This is a genomic window from Variovorax sp. PAMC26660, assembly GCF_014302995.1.
In the GTDB taxonomy this organism is placed as follows: domain Bacteria; phylum Pseudomonadota; class Gammaproteobacteria; order Burkholderiales; family Burkholderiaceae_C; genus Variovorax.
On the sequence record NZ_CP060295.1, the window covers coordinates 6,332,308 to 6,349,606 of the forward strand.

Below are 17,299 nucleotides of genomic sequence, written 5' to 3' on the forward strand. Positions count from 1 at the left end.
TGTACTCAGAAATGGGGAGGGGCCCGCCCCTCCCCGGCATCCAAAGGAGTTGAGAACATGAAAAAACTTATTGTCCTGACCTTGCTGGGCTTGTCCGCGGGCGCCGTGATGGCGCAAACCACGGCGGGCGGTGCCAACAACCAGTCACAAAGCTCAGCCACCACGTCAGCCCAAGGCAACAGCCAGGCCGTGAACTTCAACACCAACACCCCCGCGGACACCCGGGCGACGTTGAACCAGAACGTCAACAACACAGGCGCCACGACGAGCACCGTCGATTACCAGGGCAGCTACACAATCAAGAACGTGCCGTCGGTCAACGGGCCCAACCTGACCACCAGCAACGACACCTGCATGGGCAGCACGAGCGCCAGCGCCAATGGGCCGGGTGTCGGTCTCAGTTTCGGCACCACCTGGACGGACGAGCACTGCAAGCGCCTGAAGATGAGCCGCGAGCTGTGGAACAAGGGCATGAAGGCGGCCTCGCTCGCGATGGACTGCATGGATCCGGCGGCCCAGGCGGCCCTGGAGATGACGGGCACGAAATGCCCGCAGTCGATGACCTTGGACGAACGCATGAGCGCCTACGGACCGCAGGCTTCGGCAACGGGTGCCGCGCCGCCGGTCGCTGCACGGCCCGCACCGCCGGTTGCCGCCGTTGCGCCGCCGCCCGCTCCGGTTGCCCCGGTCGCGATGGTGCAGCCACCCGTGGCCGTGCCTGTTGCAGCCCCCACGCCAGCGCCGCTGCCGCCACCGCCCGCGCCCATCGCCCAGGCAGCGCCCGCGCCGCAACCGGTGATGCAGCCCGTGGCCGCCAGCGTGCCAGTGGAAGACGCACCGGCTGCCGTGACGATGCCCGTCGCCAGCGCCACGGTGACGTCCATCGACGCGAAGGACCTCGAAGCGGCCCGCGTGACGCGCCTGCTTTCAGAACCGGTCGGCGACATCGCGACGGCACCGCAGGCAACGGCCGTCTCGCAATGACCGCAAGGAGTCCATGATGACCAGGACCGTACTCCTCTGGATGGCGGCTTGCTGCGTGGCAACGGCCGCGGGCGCGGCTGCGGCGCCGTCCCCCTACAACCTGCGCGTCGAACGGGTGAACATGGGCAGCGGCCTGCAGAACGCCAACGGCACCGAGAACGCCCAGCCGGTCGGCGACTACGGCGTGTGGCACGTGCCGCAGTACATGCCGGGCTTTCCGACGGCAGCGACCATCTGGCCGCGTGTCGTCATCCTTCATTGCGTCGGCGAGCTTTGCGACGGCTACGAGCTGACACCGGAACTGGGACGGGGCGAGTACCTGTTCTTCCGGCCGTCCGGAAAGTAGCGCAGTCCCCGCGTGCCGGGCGGCGACAAAACGCCGCCCCGGCCGTGCGGTGCCGTACCCTTCGCGCATGACACCCTTCATGCGTGCCCTGCGTGCCCTGATCCGCGCCATCGGCACTGTGATCCTCGTGCCCCTTCTGCTTTTCGAGGAATGGGGGTGGGGCCCGCTGGCCGCCCTGATGGCGCGACTGTCCCGCCTGCCCTTGTGGGCGCGCCTGGAAGACCGCCTGCGCAAGCTGCCGCCCTGGGGCGCACTGCTGGCGTTCTTCGTGCCGATGCTGCTGCTGTTGCCGGTCAAGCTGCTGGCCCTCTTCCTCTTCGGCCACGGGCATGCCGCCAGTGGCGTGACGGTGCTCGTGCTGGCCAAGCTGATCGGCACGGCCATCGTGGCGCGGATCTTTCAGTTGGTCGAAGGCCCGCTGATGCGCATTGCGTGGTTCGCCCGCTGGTATCCGCGCTGGAAAACCTGGAAAGACCATGTGCTCACGCTCGTTCGCCAGAGCCGTCCGTGGCGCGTGGTGCGGGCGCTCAATCGGCGCATCGTCCGCGGGTGGCAGCGTTTGAGGGCCGGTTGAGCTTCTTGTTTTTACCCGGGTATATTGCCAAGTCAATTTAGCCCGGGTAATATTAGAGACATGAACCTGCCTCAAGAAACACGACGCGCGCTCGTCAAGACATACAAGGAGACCGTGCGCCCCGCGGGCGTCTTCGTCATCCGCAACACGCTGGATGGCCGCGTCTACGTGGCCGGCAGCCTCGACGTCGAGGGTGCCATGAACCGCGCCCGCTTCGAACTGAACCAGCGCTCGCATCGCAACAAGTCGCTGGGACGCGACTGGACCACGCACGGCGCGGCGCATTTCAGCTTCGAGGTGATCGACCGGGTCAAGGAGCGTGACGATCCGGCCTTCGACCGTAAGGACGAGCTGGAAAAGCTGCTCCTGCTCTGGCGTGAAGAACTCCAGTGCACCAGTGAGAACGGATACAACACGCCATGAGCATCGACGCACTGGGCTTTTGCCTCCACGTCAGCCGCGCCCATGCCAGCCTGACCCTGAAGCTCGACGAAGACCTCGGCGCCTTCCACGGGCTGAACTACGGCGACTTCACCCTGCTCCACCTGCTTGTGCAAAGCAAGGACGGCCGCATGGCCATGGCCGATCTCGCGCACATGCTGGGCCTGTCGATGTCGGGCCTGATCCGCAAGATGATCACGCTCGAAAAAATCGGGCTGGCCGAACGCGTCGCAGCACCCGGCGAAGACGGCCGCCGCTTCGCGGCCATCCGCTCCGGCGGCAGGCAACTGGCGCAGGAGGCACGCGTCACCGTCGAGGCCATCTGCGCGAAAGCCCTGCGGCCGCTGGACCCGAAACGCCTGCCGGAAATCGACGCCGCGCTCCTCGCGCTCTGCGGGCAAGACGCTTCGCACGCCTGAGCGCGCCAACGGGTAGATTACGCACCTCGTTTCGCCGGCCCCCTGAAAACAGAACATCCGCCATGTCACCAGACGACCCGCCCATCACCCTGACCGCCTTCGCCGGTTTCCGGCGCATCGCGCACGGCACCAAAGCCGAAGTGCTTGCCCAACTGCGCGAACTCGGCGACGTCCCGTCCTGCCTCGTGTTCGACGACCAGACCGGTGCGCAGCTCGACCTCGACCTGCGCGAGATGCCCGATGCCGACACGCCCCACGCCGGCCACGAACACCGCGATGAAGCACCGCGCGGCGTCGGCAGACCCAAGCTGGGCGTGGTCGCGCGCGAAGTCACCCTGCTGCCGCGCCACTGGGACTGGCTGGGTCGCCAACCCGGCGGCGCCTCGGTCGCACTGCGCAAGCTGGTCGACGACGCGCGCCGCGTGCACGCCGACCGCGACACCGTGCGCACGGCGCAAGAAGCCACCTACCGCGTGATGACCGCGATCGCAGGCAACCTGCCCGGCTTCGAGGAAGCGACCCGTGCGCTGTTCGCGGGCGACGAACAGCGCTTCGGCAACCTGATCGAGGCCTGGCCCATCGACCTGCGCGCCCATCTGCAAAAACTGTCTGCCCCCGTCTGGAGCCGTGCATGAGAGCAACCCCTGAAACCCCCAGCACCGGCAAGAGCGGGCTGCAGGGCGTGCCCGTGGCGCCCGTCGGGGCCGCGCGTCCGCTGTGGAAGGTCTTTCTCTTCTTCCTGGCGCCGATGCTGCTCAGCAACATCCTGCAATCGCTGTCGGGCACGCTGAACAACATCTATGTGGGCCAGATGCTCGGCGTGGGCGCGCTGGCGGCGGTGTCGAGTTTTTTCCCGGTGATGTTCTTCTTCATCGCCTTCATCATCGGCCTGGGCGCCGGTGCATCGGTGCTGATCGGCCAGGCCTGGGGCGCGCGCGATGTCGCCAAGGTCAAGGCCGTGGCTGGCACCACGCTCACGGTGGGCATCCTGATGGGCCTGGTGATCGCGGTGTTCGGCGGCGTCTTCACCACGCCGATGCTGGCCATGCTGGGCACGCCGCCCGACGTGCTGGCCGACTCCACGCGCTACGCCCGCATCATGCTCATCGCGATGCCCGGCCTCTTCGTGTTCCTGATGTCCACCGCCATGCTGCGCGGCGTGGGCGACACCGTCACGCCGCTGTTCACGCTGGTCATCTCCACGCTGGTCGGGCTGGTGGTCACGCCCGCGCTCATTCGCGGCTGGGGTGGCCTGCCGCAACTTGGCGTGGCCAGCGGTGCCTGGGCCACGGTGGTGGCCTTCGTGGTGGCCACGTTGTGGCTGGGCTTTCGGCTGCGCCATCGCAAGAGCCCGCTGGCGCCCGATGCCGAGTTCCTGCGCAACCTGCGCATCCAGCCGCACCTGCTGAAGGCGGTGCTCAAGATCGGCGTGCCCACGGGCGTGCAGATGATCGTCGTGGCGCTGGCCGAAGTGGTGCTGCTGTCGATGGTCAACAGCTACGGCTCGAGCGCCACGGCGGCCTACGGCGCGGTGAACCAGGTGGTGGCGTACGTGCAGTTCCCGGCGATCTCGATTGCCATCACCGCGTCGATCCTTGGCGCGCAGGCCATCGGCGCGGGCCGCGCCAACCGCCTGGGCGCGATCGCCAAGACCGCGCTCCTGATGAACCTGGTGCTGACCGGTAGCCTCGTGTTGCTGGGCTACCTGTTCTCGCGTCACCTGATGGGCTTCTTCATCACCAGCGCACCAGTGATCGAGATCGCGCAGACGCTGCTGCACATCATGCTGTGGAGCCTGGTGCTGTTCGGCATGGCCTCTGCCCTGTCGGGGATCATGCGGGCCAGCGGCTCGGTGCTGGTGCCGACGCTGATCTCCATCCTCTGCATCCTCGGCGTGGAAGTGCCGGTGGCGTATGCCATGAGCCACCGCCTCGGGCTGGACGGCATCTGGATCGCCTACCCCGCGACTTTCGGCGCGATGCTGCTGCTGCAGACCGCGTATTACCAGCTGGTGTGGCGCAAGAAGGCGATTCACCGGCTGGTGTAGCCGCCACGACGGCGGTGGCGGATCACGCCCCGTCGTAGGCCTTGCGCACTGCGGCGATGTCGAGCTTGACCATCGTCATCATCGCCTGCATCGCGCGGGCGGCCTTGGCCGGGTCCTTGTCCTGGAACATCTGGATCAGGCCGTCGGGCACGATCTGCCAGGACACGCCGTAGCGGTCGGTGAGCCAGCCGCATTGCACCGGTTCCCCGCCGCCTTCGAGCAGTTTGCTCCAGTAGTTGTCGACCTCGGCTTGCGTCTCGCACTTCAGGTACATCGAGATGGCCGGGGTGAACTTGTACTGAGGCCCTCCGTTGATCACCATGAACTCCTGCCCTTCGAGCTCGAAGGTCGCGGTGAGCAGCAAGCCTTTCAGAGCGGGATTGGTGTCGCCCCAGAGCAGTTTGTCGGTCACGCGCGAGTTCGGAAAGATGGCGGTGTAGAACTTCAGCGCGTCTTCGCCGTTGCGGTCGAACCAGAGGCAGGGCACGATCTTTTGCATGGGATCTCCTTCGCTTGAATGATGAACCTGAGAGTTCAGTATCAAATCGCGGGCCGGCCCTTGTCAAGCCGCGCGGCGGCTGTCAGGGAGAAGTTCCCATGGGGCATGGGGGCCACAATGCCCGTTCACTCCTGTGCCATCACCATGTTCGCCACACTCCAAAGCAGCTTCAAACGCAACGCCGTCATGCTCGCGTGCCTCGTCGCATCCGCAGTGCATGCGGCCGGTGCGGCCGACACCGCGACCTTTCCCGATGCCGATGCCAGCGACCCCGCCAGGCTCGGCTGGATGACCGGTTCGCCCCCGCCCGCCGACCGCACGCTGCGCTTCGACGATGGCAGCTATTTCCAGTTTCCCGCGATGCGCTGGAGCGTGTCGAACTTCCGCCAGTTGATGCCGACCGTGAACGTCTCGCGCGGCCTGGGTGCGCCCGTCGCCCTGCCCTCTGCGTTGCGCAAGGACATCGACGCCCTCAGCTTCACGCCGCTCGGCGCGACGGCGCCCATGAGCTGGGAGCAATCGCTCGCCGCCACCTACACCGATGGCATCGTGGTGCTGCACCGTGGGCGCATCGTCTACGAGCGCTACTTCGGTGTGCTGAAGGACGACGGCCAGCACGGCGCCATGTCCGTCACCAAGTCGGTGGTCGGCACGCTCGGCGCGATGCTGGTGGCCGAAGGCAAGCTCGACGCCGGCAAGCAGGTGGCCGAGTACGTGCCCGAGCTGGCGAAATCCGCCTTCGGCAACGCCACGGTGCGCCAGGTGCTCGACATGACCACTGGCCTGAAGTTCAGCGAAGACTATGCCGATCCGAACGCGGAGGTCTGGGCGCATGCGCAGGCCGGCAGCCCCTTGCCGAAGCCCAAGGACTACACCGGCCCGCGCAGCTACTACGAGTTCCTGCAGACCGTGCAACCCGAAGGAAAGCACGGCGACGGCTTCGGCTACAAGACCGTCAATTCCGATGTGCTGGGTTGGGTGATCGCGCGCGCCACTGGCCGCAACGTGGCGCAACTGCTGTCCGAACGCATCTGGCGCCGCCTCGGTGCCGAGCAGGACGCCTACTTCACCGTCGATTCGATCGGCACGCCCTTTGCCGGCGGCGGCCTGAACACCGGCCTGCGCGACCTCGCGCGCTTCGGCGAAATGCTGCGCAACGACGGCCGCTTCAACGGCCAGCAGATCGTGCCCAAGGCGACGGTCGACGACATCCGCGGCGGCGGTGACAAGGCGGCCTTCGTCAAGGGCGGCTATCCGCTGCTGAAGGGATGGAGCTACCGCGACATGTGGTGGGTCACGCACAACGACCACGGTGCCTACATGGCGCGCGGCGTGCACGGCCAGCGCATCTACATCGACCCGAAGGCCGAGATGGTGATCGTGCGCTACGCCTCGCACCCGGTGGCCGGCAACGCGGCCAACGATCCGGTCACGCTGCCGGCCTTCGAGGCGCTCGGGCGGCACCTGCTCGCGCAGGGCCGTCGCGCGGCGCGCTGAAGGCCGGCGTCGGCGGTTACCAGCGGTACGTGGCCGTGGCGGTCACGGTGCGCGGGTAGCCGTAGTAGCAGTTGCCATAGCCGCAGTTGGCGATGTAGTTCTTGTTGGTGAGGTTGCGCAGATTCAGCGCCAGGCTCCAGTGGTCGATGTCGTAGCCGAGCATGGCGTCGAGCACCGTGGACGCGGGCACCTTGTTCGGCGCCACCGATTCACCATCACCACGGTTCGTGCCGGTGTAGCGCGCACCCAGCCCGACCTTCAGGCCGTTGGCGAAGCGGTAGTCGGCCCACACCGACAGCCGGTGGCGAGGCACGGCCGTGGCCTGCTTGCCGATCTCGCTCGGGTTGCTGCTGGCCGTGACGATGGCCCGGGGCGTGTAGCTGTAGGAGGCCGTGAGGTTCATGCGCGACACCAGCTCGGTCGTGGCTTCCAGCTCCAGGCCGCGCACCGAGATCTCACCCGTCTGCTTGGGCATCGATTCCTGGTTGAAGCTGATGTAGTTCTTGCGTCGCAGGTCGAAGATGGCCGCGCTGTAAAGCTCCTTGCGGCCGGGCGGCTGGTAGCGGATGCCCGCCTCGTACTGCCGGCCGCTTTCGGGCTTGAACGGATTGCCCGAGACCGGATCGATGGTCGCGGTCGGCGCGAACGACTCCGAGTAGCTCAGATACGGTGCCCAGCCGCTCGGATGCAGATAAACCAGGCCCGCACGGCTGGTGAACTTGTGGTCCTTGATGCGCGTGTCCGAGCCGTCCAGCCGGCTGTGCACGTTGCTGTCGGCGCTGTCGTAGCGACCGCCCAGCGTCAGTGCCCAGCGGTCGTCCCACTTGATCTGGTCCTGCAGGTACAGGCCGGTCTGGCTCAGGCGGCTGATGCCGTCGAAGTACGGGGCCGGCACCTTGACCCCGCCGCCGTATGCCGGCGCGTAGATATTGAGCGGTGACGCACTGCCGCCGCTGAAGGTGATCTGGTCGATGCGGGTGCGCTGGTAGTCCAGGCCCACCAGCACCTTGTGCTGCGTGTCGCCCAGCCGGAAATCGGCCTGCGCCTGGTTGTCCAGGGCCACGGCGCCGATGTTTTCGCGACTGCCGAAAGTTCTTCTCGACAGGAACTGGAAGTTGGCCGGGTCCGTCGCGCTGTCGGGGTTCACGGTCAGGAAGTTGGACGCCTGCACGCCCCGGTAGTCCATTTTCTGGTGGGCATAGCGCGCGTTCTGCCGCACGGTCCAGGTGTCGTTGATGCGATGCTCGAACTGGTAGCCGATCATTTCCTGGTCCTGGTTGAAATGGTCGAACCAGGGCTCGCCCGTGAACAGCGACGAAGGAATATAGGTGCCGATCCTGGTCGCCTCCAGCGAGCCGACTTTCGGACGCGCGCGGGTGTAGACCCCGCTGCGGGTGCGGCTGAACTGCGAGAGCAGCGTCAGCGTCGTGTCGCTCGATGGCTTCCAGGTGAGCGACGGCGCAATGTAAGTGCGGTCATCCGCCTCCTTGGCGGCTGGCAGTTGCGCGTCGCGCAGCAAGCCGGTGATGCGATACAGCACCTTGCCGTCCGCATCCAGCGCACCCGCGAAGTCGCCCGCGACCTGGCGGCCGGCGTGATCGCCAACCTGCAGTTGCAGCTCGCGCACCGGCTCTGCCGTCGGTCGCTTGCTGACCACGTTCACCACCCCGCCCGGACCGCTCATGCCGTACAAGACCGACGAGGGGCCGCGCAGCAGTTCGATGCGCTCGGCGCCGTAGTTCTCGGTGCGCCAGACGCCCCAGGTGCTGTTGTTGCGCAGAGGCAGGCCGTCGAGGTAGAAGCCCGGCGAATAGGCGTCGAAGCCCCGCAGCGAGATCCAGTCGTAGCGCGAATCGGCGCCATAGGTCGTGGTCGAGACGCCCGGCGTGTAGCCCAGCGCATCCTTGAGGTTGGTGGCACCCATGGCCTCGATGCGATCGGCCGTGACCACCGAGATCGACTGCGGCGTCTCGATGATCGGCGTGTCGGTCTTGGTGCCCGTGGCGCTGCGCTTGGCGAGGTAGCCCTGCACGCGGCCCGTGGCGCTCTCTTCGCCATCGGCCACCACAGTGACTGCCGGCAGCGTGGAGGTGCCTGACGCCGCAGGCACCGTCTTGATCACGGCGGCGTTGCCTTCCATGCTGGCGGCCAGTCCGCTGCCGGCGAGCAGGCGGTCGAGCGCCTGGCGCGGCGTCAGGCTGCCGGAGATGGCTGGCGCCGTCTTGCCCGCCACCAGGCTTTGCTGCACGACGAGCTGGATGCGGGTCTGCCGTGCCCAGTCGTTCAGCGCCTCGGCCAGCGGCTGGGCTGCAATGCCGATCTGCAGTGGCGCGCCGGTCGGCGTGCCCTGGGTCTGGGCACGCAGCGGTGCATTCGCCAGGGCAAGTGCAATGGCCAGGGCCAGCGGCGCCGGCGTCATCTTCAAGCGGTTCATCAACGTCTTCCAGGTAGAGAATACAAATGGTTCTTATCTGGCTGACGCACGAACTGCTGGAAATACGGTAACCCTGGTGAAAAAAATATGGCCCCGTCGCTTTCGGGGCGCGCTGGCTAAGGCGCCGGCACGATCTCGGCAACCGGCCCGTCGCCTTTGAGCCGCACGGGCAAGGCGCTGGGCAGCGCGCGCCGCAGCGTGCGTGCGTCTCTCGGGTCGAAGGTGCCGCTCAGGCGCAGCGCCGCGACGGCCGGGTCGTACACCACGAGGCCGGTGCTGCCGTAGCGCTCCAGTTCGGCCAATGCGCGCGCCAGCGGCGTGTCCACAAAGCTCAGCCGGTGCTCGCGCCAGGGTGCAATGCCATCGCCCGGAACGGCCGATACGGCGGCCAGCACGCCCTGCGGATCGCTTTCCACCTGCTGGCCAGCGGTGAGGAAGACAGCGTTTTCCAGCGCCGCGGCGGAAGACTCGACCCAACTGTCGTCCGGCGCCTTCTCCCTCCGAGTGACCCGCACCTTGCCCTCTTCCACCGACACCCGCGCGCCCTCCGCACCCGCAATGCCCGGCGTATGCCGCACCGCGAAACGCGTGCCGACCACGCGCACATGCAGCGGCCCGGCCAGCACGTCGAACGGGCGTTGGGCGTCAGACTGCACCGCAAATACAGCCTGCCCGTCGATCAGCCGGACCTCGCGGCGCTCGCGGAAATAGCGCACCTCCAGCCGCGTGGCGGTGTCCAGCCGAAGCACCGTGCCATCGGGCAGCGGCACTTCGAGCTGCTGCCCGCGCTGGGTGCCGAAAGCCTGCATGAACACCGGCTGCGCCTGCAGATGGCTCCACCCCAGGTAGCTGCCGCCGGCGACCACGCCCGCGGCGGCCAGCGCAAACGCCGGCTTCAGGAAGCCGCGCCGCGTGGGCGAACTCCGGTTCCCCGAGAAGCCCTCGCGCCAGGTCGCAACCGTCTCCGGCGAGATTGCGTCGAAGGCTTTCCAGCGCGATTCCCATTGGCGGTAGGCATCGGCGTGTTTCGGGTCAGCGCCGATCCAGTCCTGGAAAAGCCGCTCGTCGCGCGTGCTCCATTCCTCGCGATGGCGGCGGACGAACCATTCCAGCACCTCCTGACGCAGGCGCGATGCTTCTTCCGACGGTGGCAACGATGGGGTCATGGCTCGGCGAGCTCTCCTATGGATGTAGACGCGCGAGCAATGCAAAACCCTGTAGCGGGTCTCGTGGGTGCACCGCGTCGCTCGCGCGTTCGCTCTTGTAGTTGTCGTTCATCGCCCGGTGCCGTTCACCTGGTCCAGGCACGCCCAGCATGCATCCATGGCAATCCGCAGTTGCATCTCGACCGTGCGGACCGAAATGCCCATGCGCTCGGCGACTTCGGCATAGGAAAGCCCGTCGAACTTGTAGAGCACGAAGGCTTCGCGGCATCGCGGCGGCAGCCGGTCGATGGTCGCAACCATGGCCGCCAGCCCCTGCCCGGAAGACAGGATGGTGTCTGGCTCGAAGGTCGAGGGGCCGATGCAGTCGTCGAGTTCAACCGCGTCCTCTTGGGGGCCGGCCCCGTCGAAGCCGGCGCGCACGCCGGTGCGGCGATGGTGATCCGTGACCAGGTTGCGGGCCGTGCGATAGAGCAGCGCACGCGGATCGCGCACCACGCTGCCGGTGCGCTGCGCCTCGTACACGCGCACGTAGCTCTCCTGCGCCAGGTCGGCCGCAGTGGCGCGGTCGGACACCTTTCGGGAGAGAAAGCTCAGCAGTTCGCGGTAATAGCGTTCGAACACAGGCACACCACAGCCGGGAAGGGCTGGTCGAAGTCCAGGGGCAGGTTGGCTTCGACACGGCGTGGCTTACCTGATGAGAATCAAAACACGGAAGGCACGGATTATCTCCGCGTTCGGGTGGCCGGCCCTCGCAGGGTAGGCATTTCGCCTGCCTGAATGGGCGCGAGGCTGGCTACCCTTCGTGCCAGAGCCCGCCTAGAACCCGTACAGCGCGGCCGGGTTGTCCACGAGGATGCGGCGGCGCGTGTCGTCGCTCGTGGCCCAGGAAAACAGCAGGTCGTACAGCGGCACGTTCGCCGGCACCGGGTTGCGCCCCGGGTGCGGCCAGTTGCTGGCCCACAGGCAGCGCTCGGGAAACTTCTCGGCCAGCGTGCGCGCCAGCAGGCTGACGTCGTCATAACCGGGCGCGCCGGTCTTCGAGGTTTCGTACGGCGCCGAAAGCTTGATCCACACGCGCCCCGAATCGAGCACGCGCAGCAGCGACTGGAACGACGGATGCGACGGCGCCACCGGCTCCAGGAACTTGCCGTTGTGGTCCAGCACCAGCCGGCACGGCAGGCGCTTGAGCACTTCTTCGTGCTCGGGCATCGTGCGGCCGTCGAGCTGCAGGTTCACCATCCATTCGGCGTTGGCCAGGCGCGCGGCCATCGGCTCGAGCGACTCCCAGGCCAGCACGCCGCCGATCATCATGTAGCGCGCGCCACGCATGCCGCCGGCGTGCAGGCGCTCGATCTCGGCATCGGCCACGTCGGGTGCCACCAGCGCGATGCCGCGCGCGGCGTTGCCGAACTGGGCCAGCGCATCGAGCGTGCAACTGTTGTCGAAGCCGTAGCCGGTCGGCTGCACGACCACGGCGCGATCGATGCCCAGCGGCTCCTGCACCTGCGCGCGGTAGGCCGACACCGGTGAATGCGGCGGCACCCAGGCCACGTTCGGAATCAGCGGGAAGCGGTCTTCGTAGATGTGGACGTGGCAGTCGCAGGCGCCTGCATAACGTGTATTCCGGGTGGGTTCCATGTCGTGATTCTTTGAGTTGTTGTGGTGTGGATCGGATCAGTTGCGGGTGCCAAAGGCCTGCTGCCAGCGCCGGGCCTCGGCGGCGTTGACCGCGCCCTTGGGCGCCCTGCCCTGGAAAATCTCGGCCAGTTGCGACACGGTTTCCATTGCCTGGTGCTCGACTGCCGGCGGCGTGAGCCCGCCGATGTGCGGCGATGCGATCACGCGCGGATGCGCCGCCACGCGCGGCGACGGCATCTGGTCGGGCGCACGGCCCACGTCCAGCGCGCAGCCGGCGATGGTGCCGGCGTCGAGCGCGGCGAGCAGCGCGCCTTCGTCCACGAGGTTGCCACGCGAGGCATTGATGAAGAAGGCATGCGGCTGCATCGCGGCGAAGGCCTTCACATCCATCAGGTTCTCGGTCGCTTCGGTGGCGGGCGCGAGGCACACCACGAAATCGGACTGCGCCAGCAATTCATCGAGCCCGATCTGCGCGAACTCCGCGCGCCCGGTCGCTGTGTGCGGGTCATGCACCACGATGCGCATGCCCAGGGCCAGCGCGATGTCGCACAGGTAGCGGCTGATCTGGCCGAAGCCGATCACGCCCAGCGTGCTGCCGCGCAGCTCGCGCCCCATCACCGGCGTCACGGGCTGGCCCGCGTGGTACAGCGCAGTCGATGCGCTGATGTGCCGCCCCAGGTCGATCATCGCGCCCACGATCCATTCGGACACCGACGCGATGAAGCCCGCGCTCGCCTGCGTGACCAGCACGCCGTGCCGGCTCGCGGAAGCCACGTCGATGTTGCGGATGTCGATGGCGCAGCGCACGAAGGCCTTGAGCTGCGGCAGCGCGGCGAACAACGCCTCGTCGCCCACCGTCTGGCGGTAGGAAATGATCGCATCGCAATCGCGCGCCAGCTCGGCCAGTTCGTGCGACGAAAGGTCCGTGTCCGTCGGGTTGAAGCGCACTTGCGCGATGGCCTGCAAGGCGGCGATGGCTCCGTCACCGAAATAGGAAGCGAGCTTGCTCTGCGGATGGCTGACAAAAACCGTGGTCATGAAAAAACGACTTTGCTCACAAGAGAAGAAAAATGAAGATGTTCAGGCGCGCGGCGGCGCCACCGAATCGCGCGCCACCAGCGTCGGCGGAAAAACGAACTCCGATGTCGGCATCGACGGGTCGGCCAGCCGGCTCATCACCCGCTCGACCATCACCTGCGCCATCTCGGGCACGGGCACGCGCACCGAGGTCATGGCCGGGTGCATCAGCATCGAGAGAAACACGTTGTCGATACCGACGACCGACACGTCCTGCGGCACCGAAAGCCCAGCGTCCCGAAAACCCGCCATCAGGCCGAAGGCCAGCAGGTCGTTGACGCCGATCACGCCCGTGGGCCGCTCGGCCGAACGGGCGAGCTGGCTGGCCTGCATGCGGCCCAGCTCGCTCATCATCGAGTCGCCGTATTCATCCACCGGCAGGCCCTCGATGACCTGCGCGCTGCCTTCGAGGCCCGCGCTCTTCGCCGCCGCAAGAAAACCGTTGATCTTCTCGTTCCGGCTCATGGTGCGGCCTGAAGGCGTGACGAAGGCCAGCCTGCGGTGCCCCTGCTCGATCAGGTGCGCAGTGGCGATGCGCGACGACTCGAAGCTGTCGACCGTCACATGGTCGATGACCGAAGGCACGCCCGGCGTGGCGCGCCGGTCGTAGCTCACCACCACCAGCCCGCGCTCGGCGGCAGCTTCCACATGCTGCTCGTCGATCAGCGACGAGATGATGATCACGCCGCGCACGCCATGCGCCATCAGGTCCTCGAAGAAATGCGCTTCCTTGCCGGCATCGCGATACGTGTTGCCGATCATGATGCGAAAGCCGTAGCGCTCCTGCGCCAGGCTCTCGACCTCGCGGGCGATGAAGCCGTACATCGGGTTGGCCATCGACGGCACCAGCAAGCCGATCAGCGGCGTGTGCCCGGTCTTGAGCTGCCGCGCCGACGTGTTGGGCCGGTACTTGAGTTCGCGGATCGCGGCTTCCACGCGGGCCAGCGTCTCCTTGGCCATGCGGTCGCCGCGCCCGTTCAACACGTTCGACACGGTGCTGGTCGAAACACCTGCCCGCTGGGCGACGTCACTGATTCTGCTCACGGAATCTTTCCTGTTCTATCTTTGTCTCATCGGTCGATCACAACCCCACGCGCGCCGGCAGCCACGTGGAGAACGCCGGCACCAGGACCAGCACCACGAGGGTAACGAACAACACGGCAAGGTATTTCAGCATCGGCCGGGCCACGTCCTTCACCTGCGTGCCGGTGATGGCACAGGTAGCGAACAAGCCCAGGCCCACCGGCGGCGCGAACAGGCCGAAGCCCATGGCAATGACCATCACGGTGCCGAAGTGCAGAGGGTTCACCCCGAGCTGTGAAGCGATGGGCGTGAGCAGCGGGCCGAAGATGATGAGCGCGGGCGCGCCTTCCAGGATGGCGCCGAACACGATCATGATGAGCACCGACAGCATCACGAACATCGTGCTGCCGTACGAATGCGCAAAGCCGATCATGAACTCCGACAGGTACTGCGGAATCTGCTGGATCGTGAGCGCGAAAGACAGGCTCGACGCCGCTGCCACGATGAACAAAATGCCGCCGGCCATCGACGCCGAGCGCACGAACAGCCGCGCCACAGACTTCACCGTCAGCTCGCGAAAGGCCAGCCAGCCCACCACCAGCGCGTAGATCACCGCGAAGGACGACACCTCGGTCGATGTCGCAATGCCCGAGGTCACGCCCTTGCCGATCATGGCCACCATCACCAGCGCCACCAGCGCGCCGCCGAGCAGGCGGAACATCGGCGTGCGCACCTCGAAGGCATCGTCGGGGTTGATCTTGGTGCCCACGTAGATGGTCACCGCTGCCAGCGACACGGCCATCACCACCGCCGGCACCAGCCCGGCCATGAACAGCCCGGCAATCGAGATGTTCGCCACGAAGCCCATGATGATCATGTTGATGCAGGGCGGAATGGTCTCGGCCATCACCGCGGTGCAGGCCAGCAGGCCGGCTGTTTCGTTCGGGTCCTGCTTCGTTCTGCGCACGGCCGGCATGATGATGCCGCCCACCGCCGCGATGTCGGCCAGCTTGGAGCCCGACACGCCCGAGAAGAAGGCGGTGGCCGTGATGGTGATCAGCCCCAACCCGCCGCGCAGCCGTCCGAACATGCGCAGCAGCAGCTCGATGAGCCGCGACGACATGCCGTTGGCTTCCATCAGCAGGCCCGCCAGCACGAAGAACGGAATGGCCAGCAGCACGTAGTGGTCGGTGCCCGCCATCACCTGCTGCGAATAGACCAGCATGGGCAGCGACGGATCGGCCATGAAGAACACCAGCGACGACAGCGCCAGCACGAAGGCGATGGGCATGCCCAATGCCATGCCGCCCAGGAAGCCGGCGGTGAGCAGCGCCCATGGCGGGATCGCGTGGTCGCTCAAGAGCGTGTTCCACGCGACGACAAAGGCCGTCAGTGCAATGCCCACGCCCAGCGTGCCCCACACCCGGCGCGACGGGCCGTTGACCGCATTGGCCAGCCCGAACAGCGTCATGAACAGGCTGCCGATGGTCACGGGATAGACGTAGATCCACTGCGGCAGGCCGATGGATGTCGTCATGCTGTACGAGTCGACCAGCAGTTCGCACGACGAGGCAAAGAGGCTCGCCGACACGCCCACGATGATCCAGCTCCCTAGCTGGATCAGCGCCGGCTGCCAGCTCGCCGGCAGCATGCCGCGGAACAGGTCCACGCCCACATGCTGGCTGCGCGCGAGCACCGTGGCCGCGCCGAAGAACACCTGGATGACCATCAGCGCGCGCGCCACCTCCTCCGCCCAGTCGAAGGGGTCATGCAGGAAGTAGCGAAAGATCACCGAGATGAAGACCACCACCACGTCGATGGCCAGCACCACGCCGGCCAGGTATTCGGTGACGCGCATCAGCCAGGCCAGCCAGCGGCCCGAGGCATGGCTCACATCGAAGCCCAGTGCGGGCGGCAGTGCAAGCGGCTGCATCGACGGGGCGCCCGGTGAAATCGAAAGGCTCGACATGGTGGCTCAGGCCCGCGCGGCGGTGATGGCGGCAAACAGCGGCCCTGTTTCCGGGTACTGCTTGGAAAAGCTGGCCCACAGGCGCGTTTCCATTTCCTTGCGGACCTGGTCGCGCTCGTTCTTTGCCATGGGCGTGAACACGATGCCCAGCTTCTTCAGTTCCTCGATGGCCTGCAGGCCCTTCTGCGTGCCGATCTCGCGCTGCTGCAGCGTCGAATCGTTGGCGGCCTTCATGAAGGCCGGGCGCAGTGTGGCGGGGATCTTGTCCATGGCGCGCTTGCCGGCAATGCACACCATCGGGCTGAACAGGTGCTCGGTCATCCAGCAGTACCTGACGACCTCGTTGAGCTTGCTCGCCAGCACCGTGGCCGCGTCGTGCTCGAAGCCGTCGACCACGCCCGTCTGCGCCGCCATGTACAGCTCGCCGAAGGAAATGGGCGTGGGGATCGCGCCCATGATCTTGAAGGTCTCGATAAAGGCCGGCGTGGGCAGCACGCGCAGCTTGACGTTCTTGATGTCGGCGAGCGACTTCACCGGCTGCTTGGTGTACACGTTGCGCGCGCCGTAGTGTGCGCCCCAGGTGATGACCTGGCAGCCCGTGCTCTTGACCAGCATGTCGTTGAGCTTGGCGCCCACGCCGCCGTCGAGCGCGCGGGCCGCGTGCTCGTAGCTGTCGAACACGTAGCCCAGGTCGAGCATGCCGAGCTGCGGCGTCACCGTGGCCCAGATCGACGAGCCCGTGAGCATCATGTCGATGGAACCCACCTTCACCTGCTGCACCACGTCGCTTTCCTTGCCGAGCTGGTTGTTCGGAAAGTAGTCGATGCGGATCTGGTCGCCCACCGCCTTCTTCAGGTTGGCCTGCATCAGTTGCGACCAGGCGAAGTGCGAGGAATTGAGGTCGGCCACGTGGGACGACGACAGGCGCAGCACCACGGTTTTGCCCTGTGCTGCGGCGCTTTGCGAAAGGCCCGCGGTCGCCATCGCGAGCGACAGCGCGGACGATGACTGGACGAATTGGCGGCGTGAAATCGGGTGCATTGTGTTGTCTCCTGTGGGTCGATTGCCCATTTGTGGCTCGTTTGGTGGAACGATTTACTGTATCGATACACAAGAATCCGGGCAATGCGTTTCCGGTAGGTGTTTTCCTTCGTAAACAAGGTAAAGACCACCCTGTGCAAAGGC

General features: G+C 66.6%; 17 protein-coding genes. 8 read left to right on the plus strand and 9 right to left on the minus strand.

The genetic code is table 11. The features are described 5' to 3' along the window. The first annotated feature begins 57 nt into the window (after positions 1–57). From H7F35_RS29785 to H7F35_RS29815, 7 genes are all read left to right on the plus strand, one after another. The gene (locus H7F35_RS29785; RefSeq protein WP_187110099.1) at positions 58–984 is read left to right on the plus strand and encodes a hypothetical protein; all 927 of its coding nucleotides are present in this window, start codon (positions 58–60) and stop codon (positions 982–984) included. A gap of 16 nt (positions 985–1,000) precedes the next feature. Further along, positions 1,001–1,330, plus strand: coding sequence for a hypothetical protein (locus H7F35_RS29790; RefSeq protein WP_187110100.1), 330 nt, complete (start codon positions 1,001–1,003; stop codon positions 1,328–1,330). 79 nt (positions 1,331–1,409) lie between these two features. Then, on the plus strand, positions 1,410–1,904 hold the full coding sequence (locus H7F35_RS29795) for a hypothetical protein (RefSeq protein ID WP_261803413.1): 495 nt from the start codon (positions 1,410–1,412) through the stop codon (positions 1,902–1,904). A 60-nt stretch (positions 1,905–1,964) separates the two neighbouring features. After that, positions 1,965–2,327 (plus strand): GIY-YIG nuclease family protein, encoded by a 363-nt coding sequence (locus H7F35_RS29800; protein WP_187110102.1) that lies wholly within the window; start codon positions 1,965–1,967, stop codon positions 2,325–2,327. After that, complete coding sequence (locus tag H7F35_RS29805) at positions 2,324–2,764, plus strand: MarR family winged helix-turn-helix transcriptional regulator (protein WP_187110103.1); 441 nt, start codon at positions 2,324–2,326, stop codon at positions 2,762–2,764. Before H7F35_RS29800 ends, H7F35_RS29805 begins: the two co-directional genes overlap by 4 nt. Before the next feature lie 62 nt (positions 2,765–2,826). Then, entirely contained in the window at positions 2,827–3,399 is a 573-nt protein-coding gene (locus H7F35_RS29810; RefSeq protein ID WP_187110104.1) for a DUF2239 family protein, read from the plus strand. Next, the gene (locus tag H7F35_RS29815) at positions 3,396–4,811 is read left to right on the plus strand and encodes an MATE family efflux transporter (RefSeq protein ID WP_187110105.1); all 1,416 of its coding nucleotides are present in this window, start codon (positions 3,396–3,398) and stop codon (positions 4,809–4,811) included. Before H7F35_RS29810 ends, H7F35_RS29815 begins: the two co-directional genes overlap by 4 nt. Positions 4,812–4,833: 22 nt before the next feature. On the opposite strand, the gene H7F35_RS29820 is transcribed toward H7F35_RS29815, so the two are convergent. After that, on the minus strand, positions 4,834–5,310 hold the full coding sequence (locus tag H7F35_RS29820) for a VOC family protein (RefSeq protein WP_187110106.1): 477 nt from the start codon (positions 5,308–5,310) through the stop codon (positions 4,834–4,836). A 186-nt stretch (positions 5,311–5,496) separates the two neighbouring features. Here H7F35_RS29820 and H7F35_RS29825 point away from each other — a divergent pair, with 186 nt between their 5' ends. After that, the gene (locus H7F35_RS29825; protein ID WP_222622058.1) at positions 5,497–6,807 is read left to right on the plus strand and encodes a serine hydrolase domain-containing protein; all 1,311 of its coding nucleotides are present in this window, start codon (positions 5,497–5,499) and stop codon (positions 6,805–6,807) included. Between the two features lie 16 nt (positions 6,808–6,823). Here H7F35_RS29825 and H7F35_RS29830 read toward each other — a convergent pair whose 3' ends face one another. The 8 genes from H7F35_RS29830 to H7F35_RS29865 form a co-directional block, all read right to left on the minus strand. Continuing rightward, positions 6,824–9,241, minus strand: a complete 2,418-nt coding sequence (locus tag H7F35_RS29830; protein ID WP_187110108.1) for a TonB-dependent siderophore receptor — start codon at positions 9,239–9,241, stop codon at positions 6,824–6,826. A gap of 116 nt (positions 9,242–9,357) precedes the next feature. Next, positions 9,358–10,407, minus strand: a complete 1,050-nt coding sequence (locus H7F35_RS29835) for a FecR family protein (protein WP_187110109.1) — start codon at positions 10,405–10,407, stop codon at positions 9,358–9,360. Between the two features lie 108 nt (positions 10,408–10,515). After that, positions 10,516–11,034, minus strand: a complete 519-nt coding sequence (locus H7F35_RS29840) for a sigma-70 family RNA polymerase sigma factor (RefSeq protein ID WP_261803414.1) — start codon at positions 11,032–11,034, stop codon at positions 10,516–10,518. A 189-nt stretch (positions 11,035–11,223) separates the two neighbouring features. Beyond that, positions 11,224–12,045 carry an amidohydrolase family protein gene (locus H7F35_RS29845; protein WP_187110110.1) on the minus strand — a complete coding sequence of 274 codons (822 nt, stop codon included), beginning with the start codon at positions 12,043–12,045 and terminating at the stop codon, positions 11,224–11,226. Positions 12,046–12,081: 36 nt separating this feature from the next. Further along, the gene (locus tag H7F35_RS29850; RefSeq protein WP_187110111.1) at positions 12,082–13,083 is read right to left on the minus strand and encodes an NAD(P)-dependent oxidoreductase; all 1,002 of its coding nucleotides are present in this window, start codon (positions 13,081–13,083) and stop codon (positions 12,082–12,084) included. A gap of 42 nt (positions 13,084–13,125) precedes the next feature. Beyond that, positions 13,126–14,166: a LacI family DNA-binding transcriptional regulator gene (locus H7F35_RS29855; protein ID WP_187110112.1), complete on the minus strand. Its 1,041-nt coding sequence runs from the start codon at positions 14,164–14,166 to the stop codon at positions 13,126–13,128. A 37-nt stretch (positions 14,167–14,203) separates the two neighbouring features. Further along, on the minus strand, positions 14,204–16,114 hold the full coding sequence (locus H7F35_RS29860; RefSeq protein WP_187110113.1) for a TRAP transporter large permease subunit: 1,911 nt from the start codon (positions 16,112–16,114) through the stop codon (positions 14,204–14,206). A 6-nt stretch (positions 16,115–16,120) separates the two neighbouring features. Next, positions 16,121–17,155: a TRAP transporter substrate-binding protein gene (locus H7F35_RS29865; RefSeq protein ID WP_187110114.1), complete on the minus strand. Its 1,035-nt coding sequence runs from the start codon at positions 17,153–17,155 to the stop codon at positions 16,121–16,123. Positions 17,156–17,299: the final 144 nt, after the last annotated feature.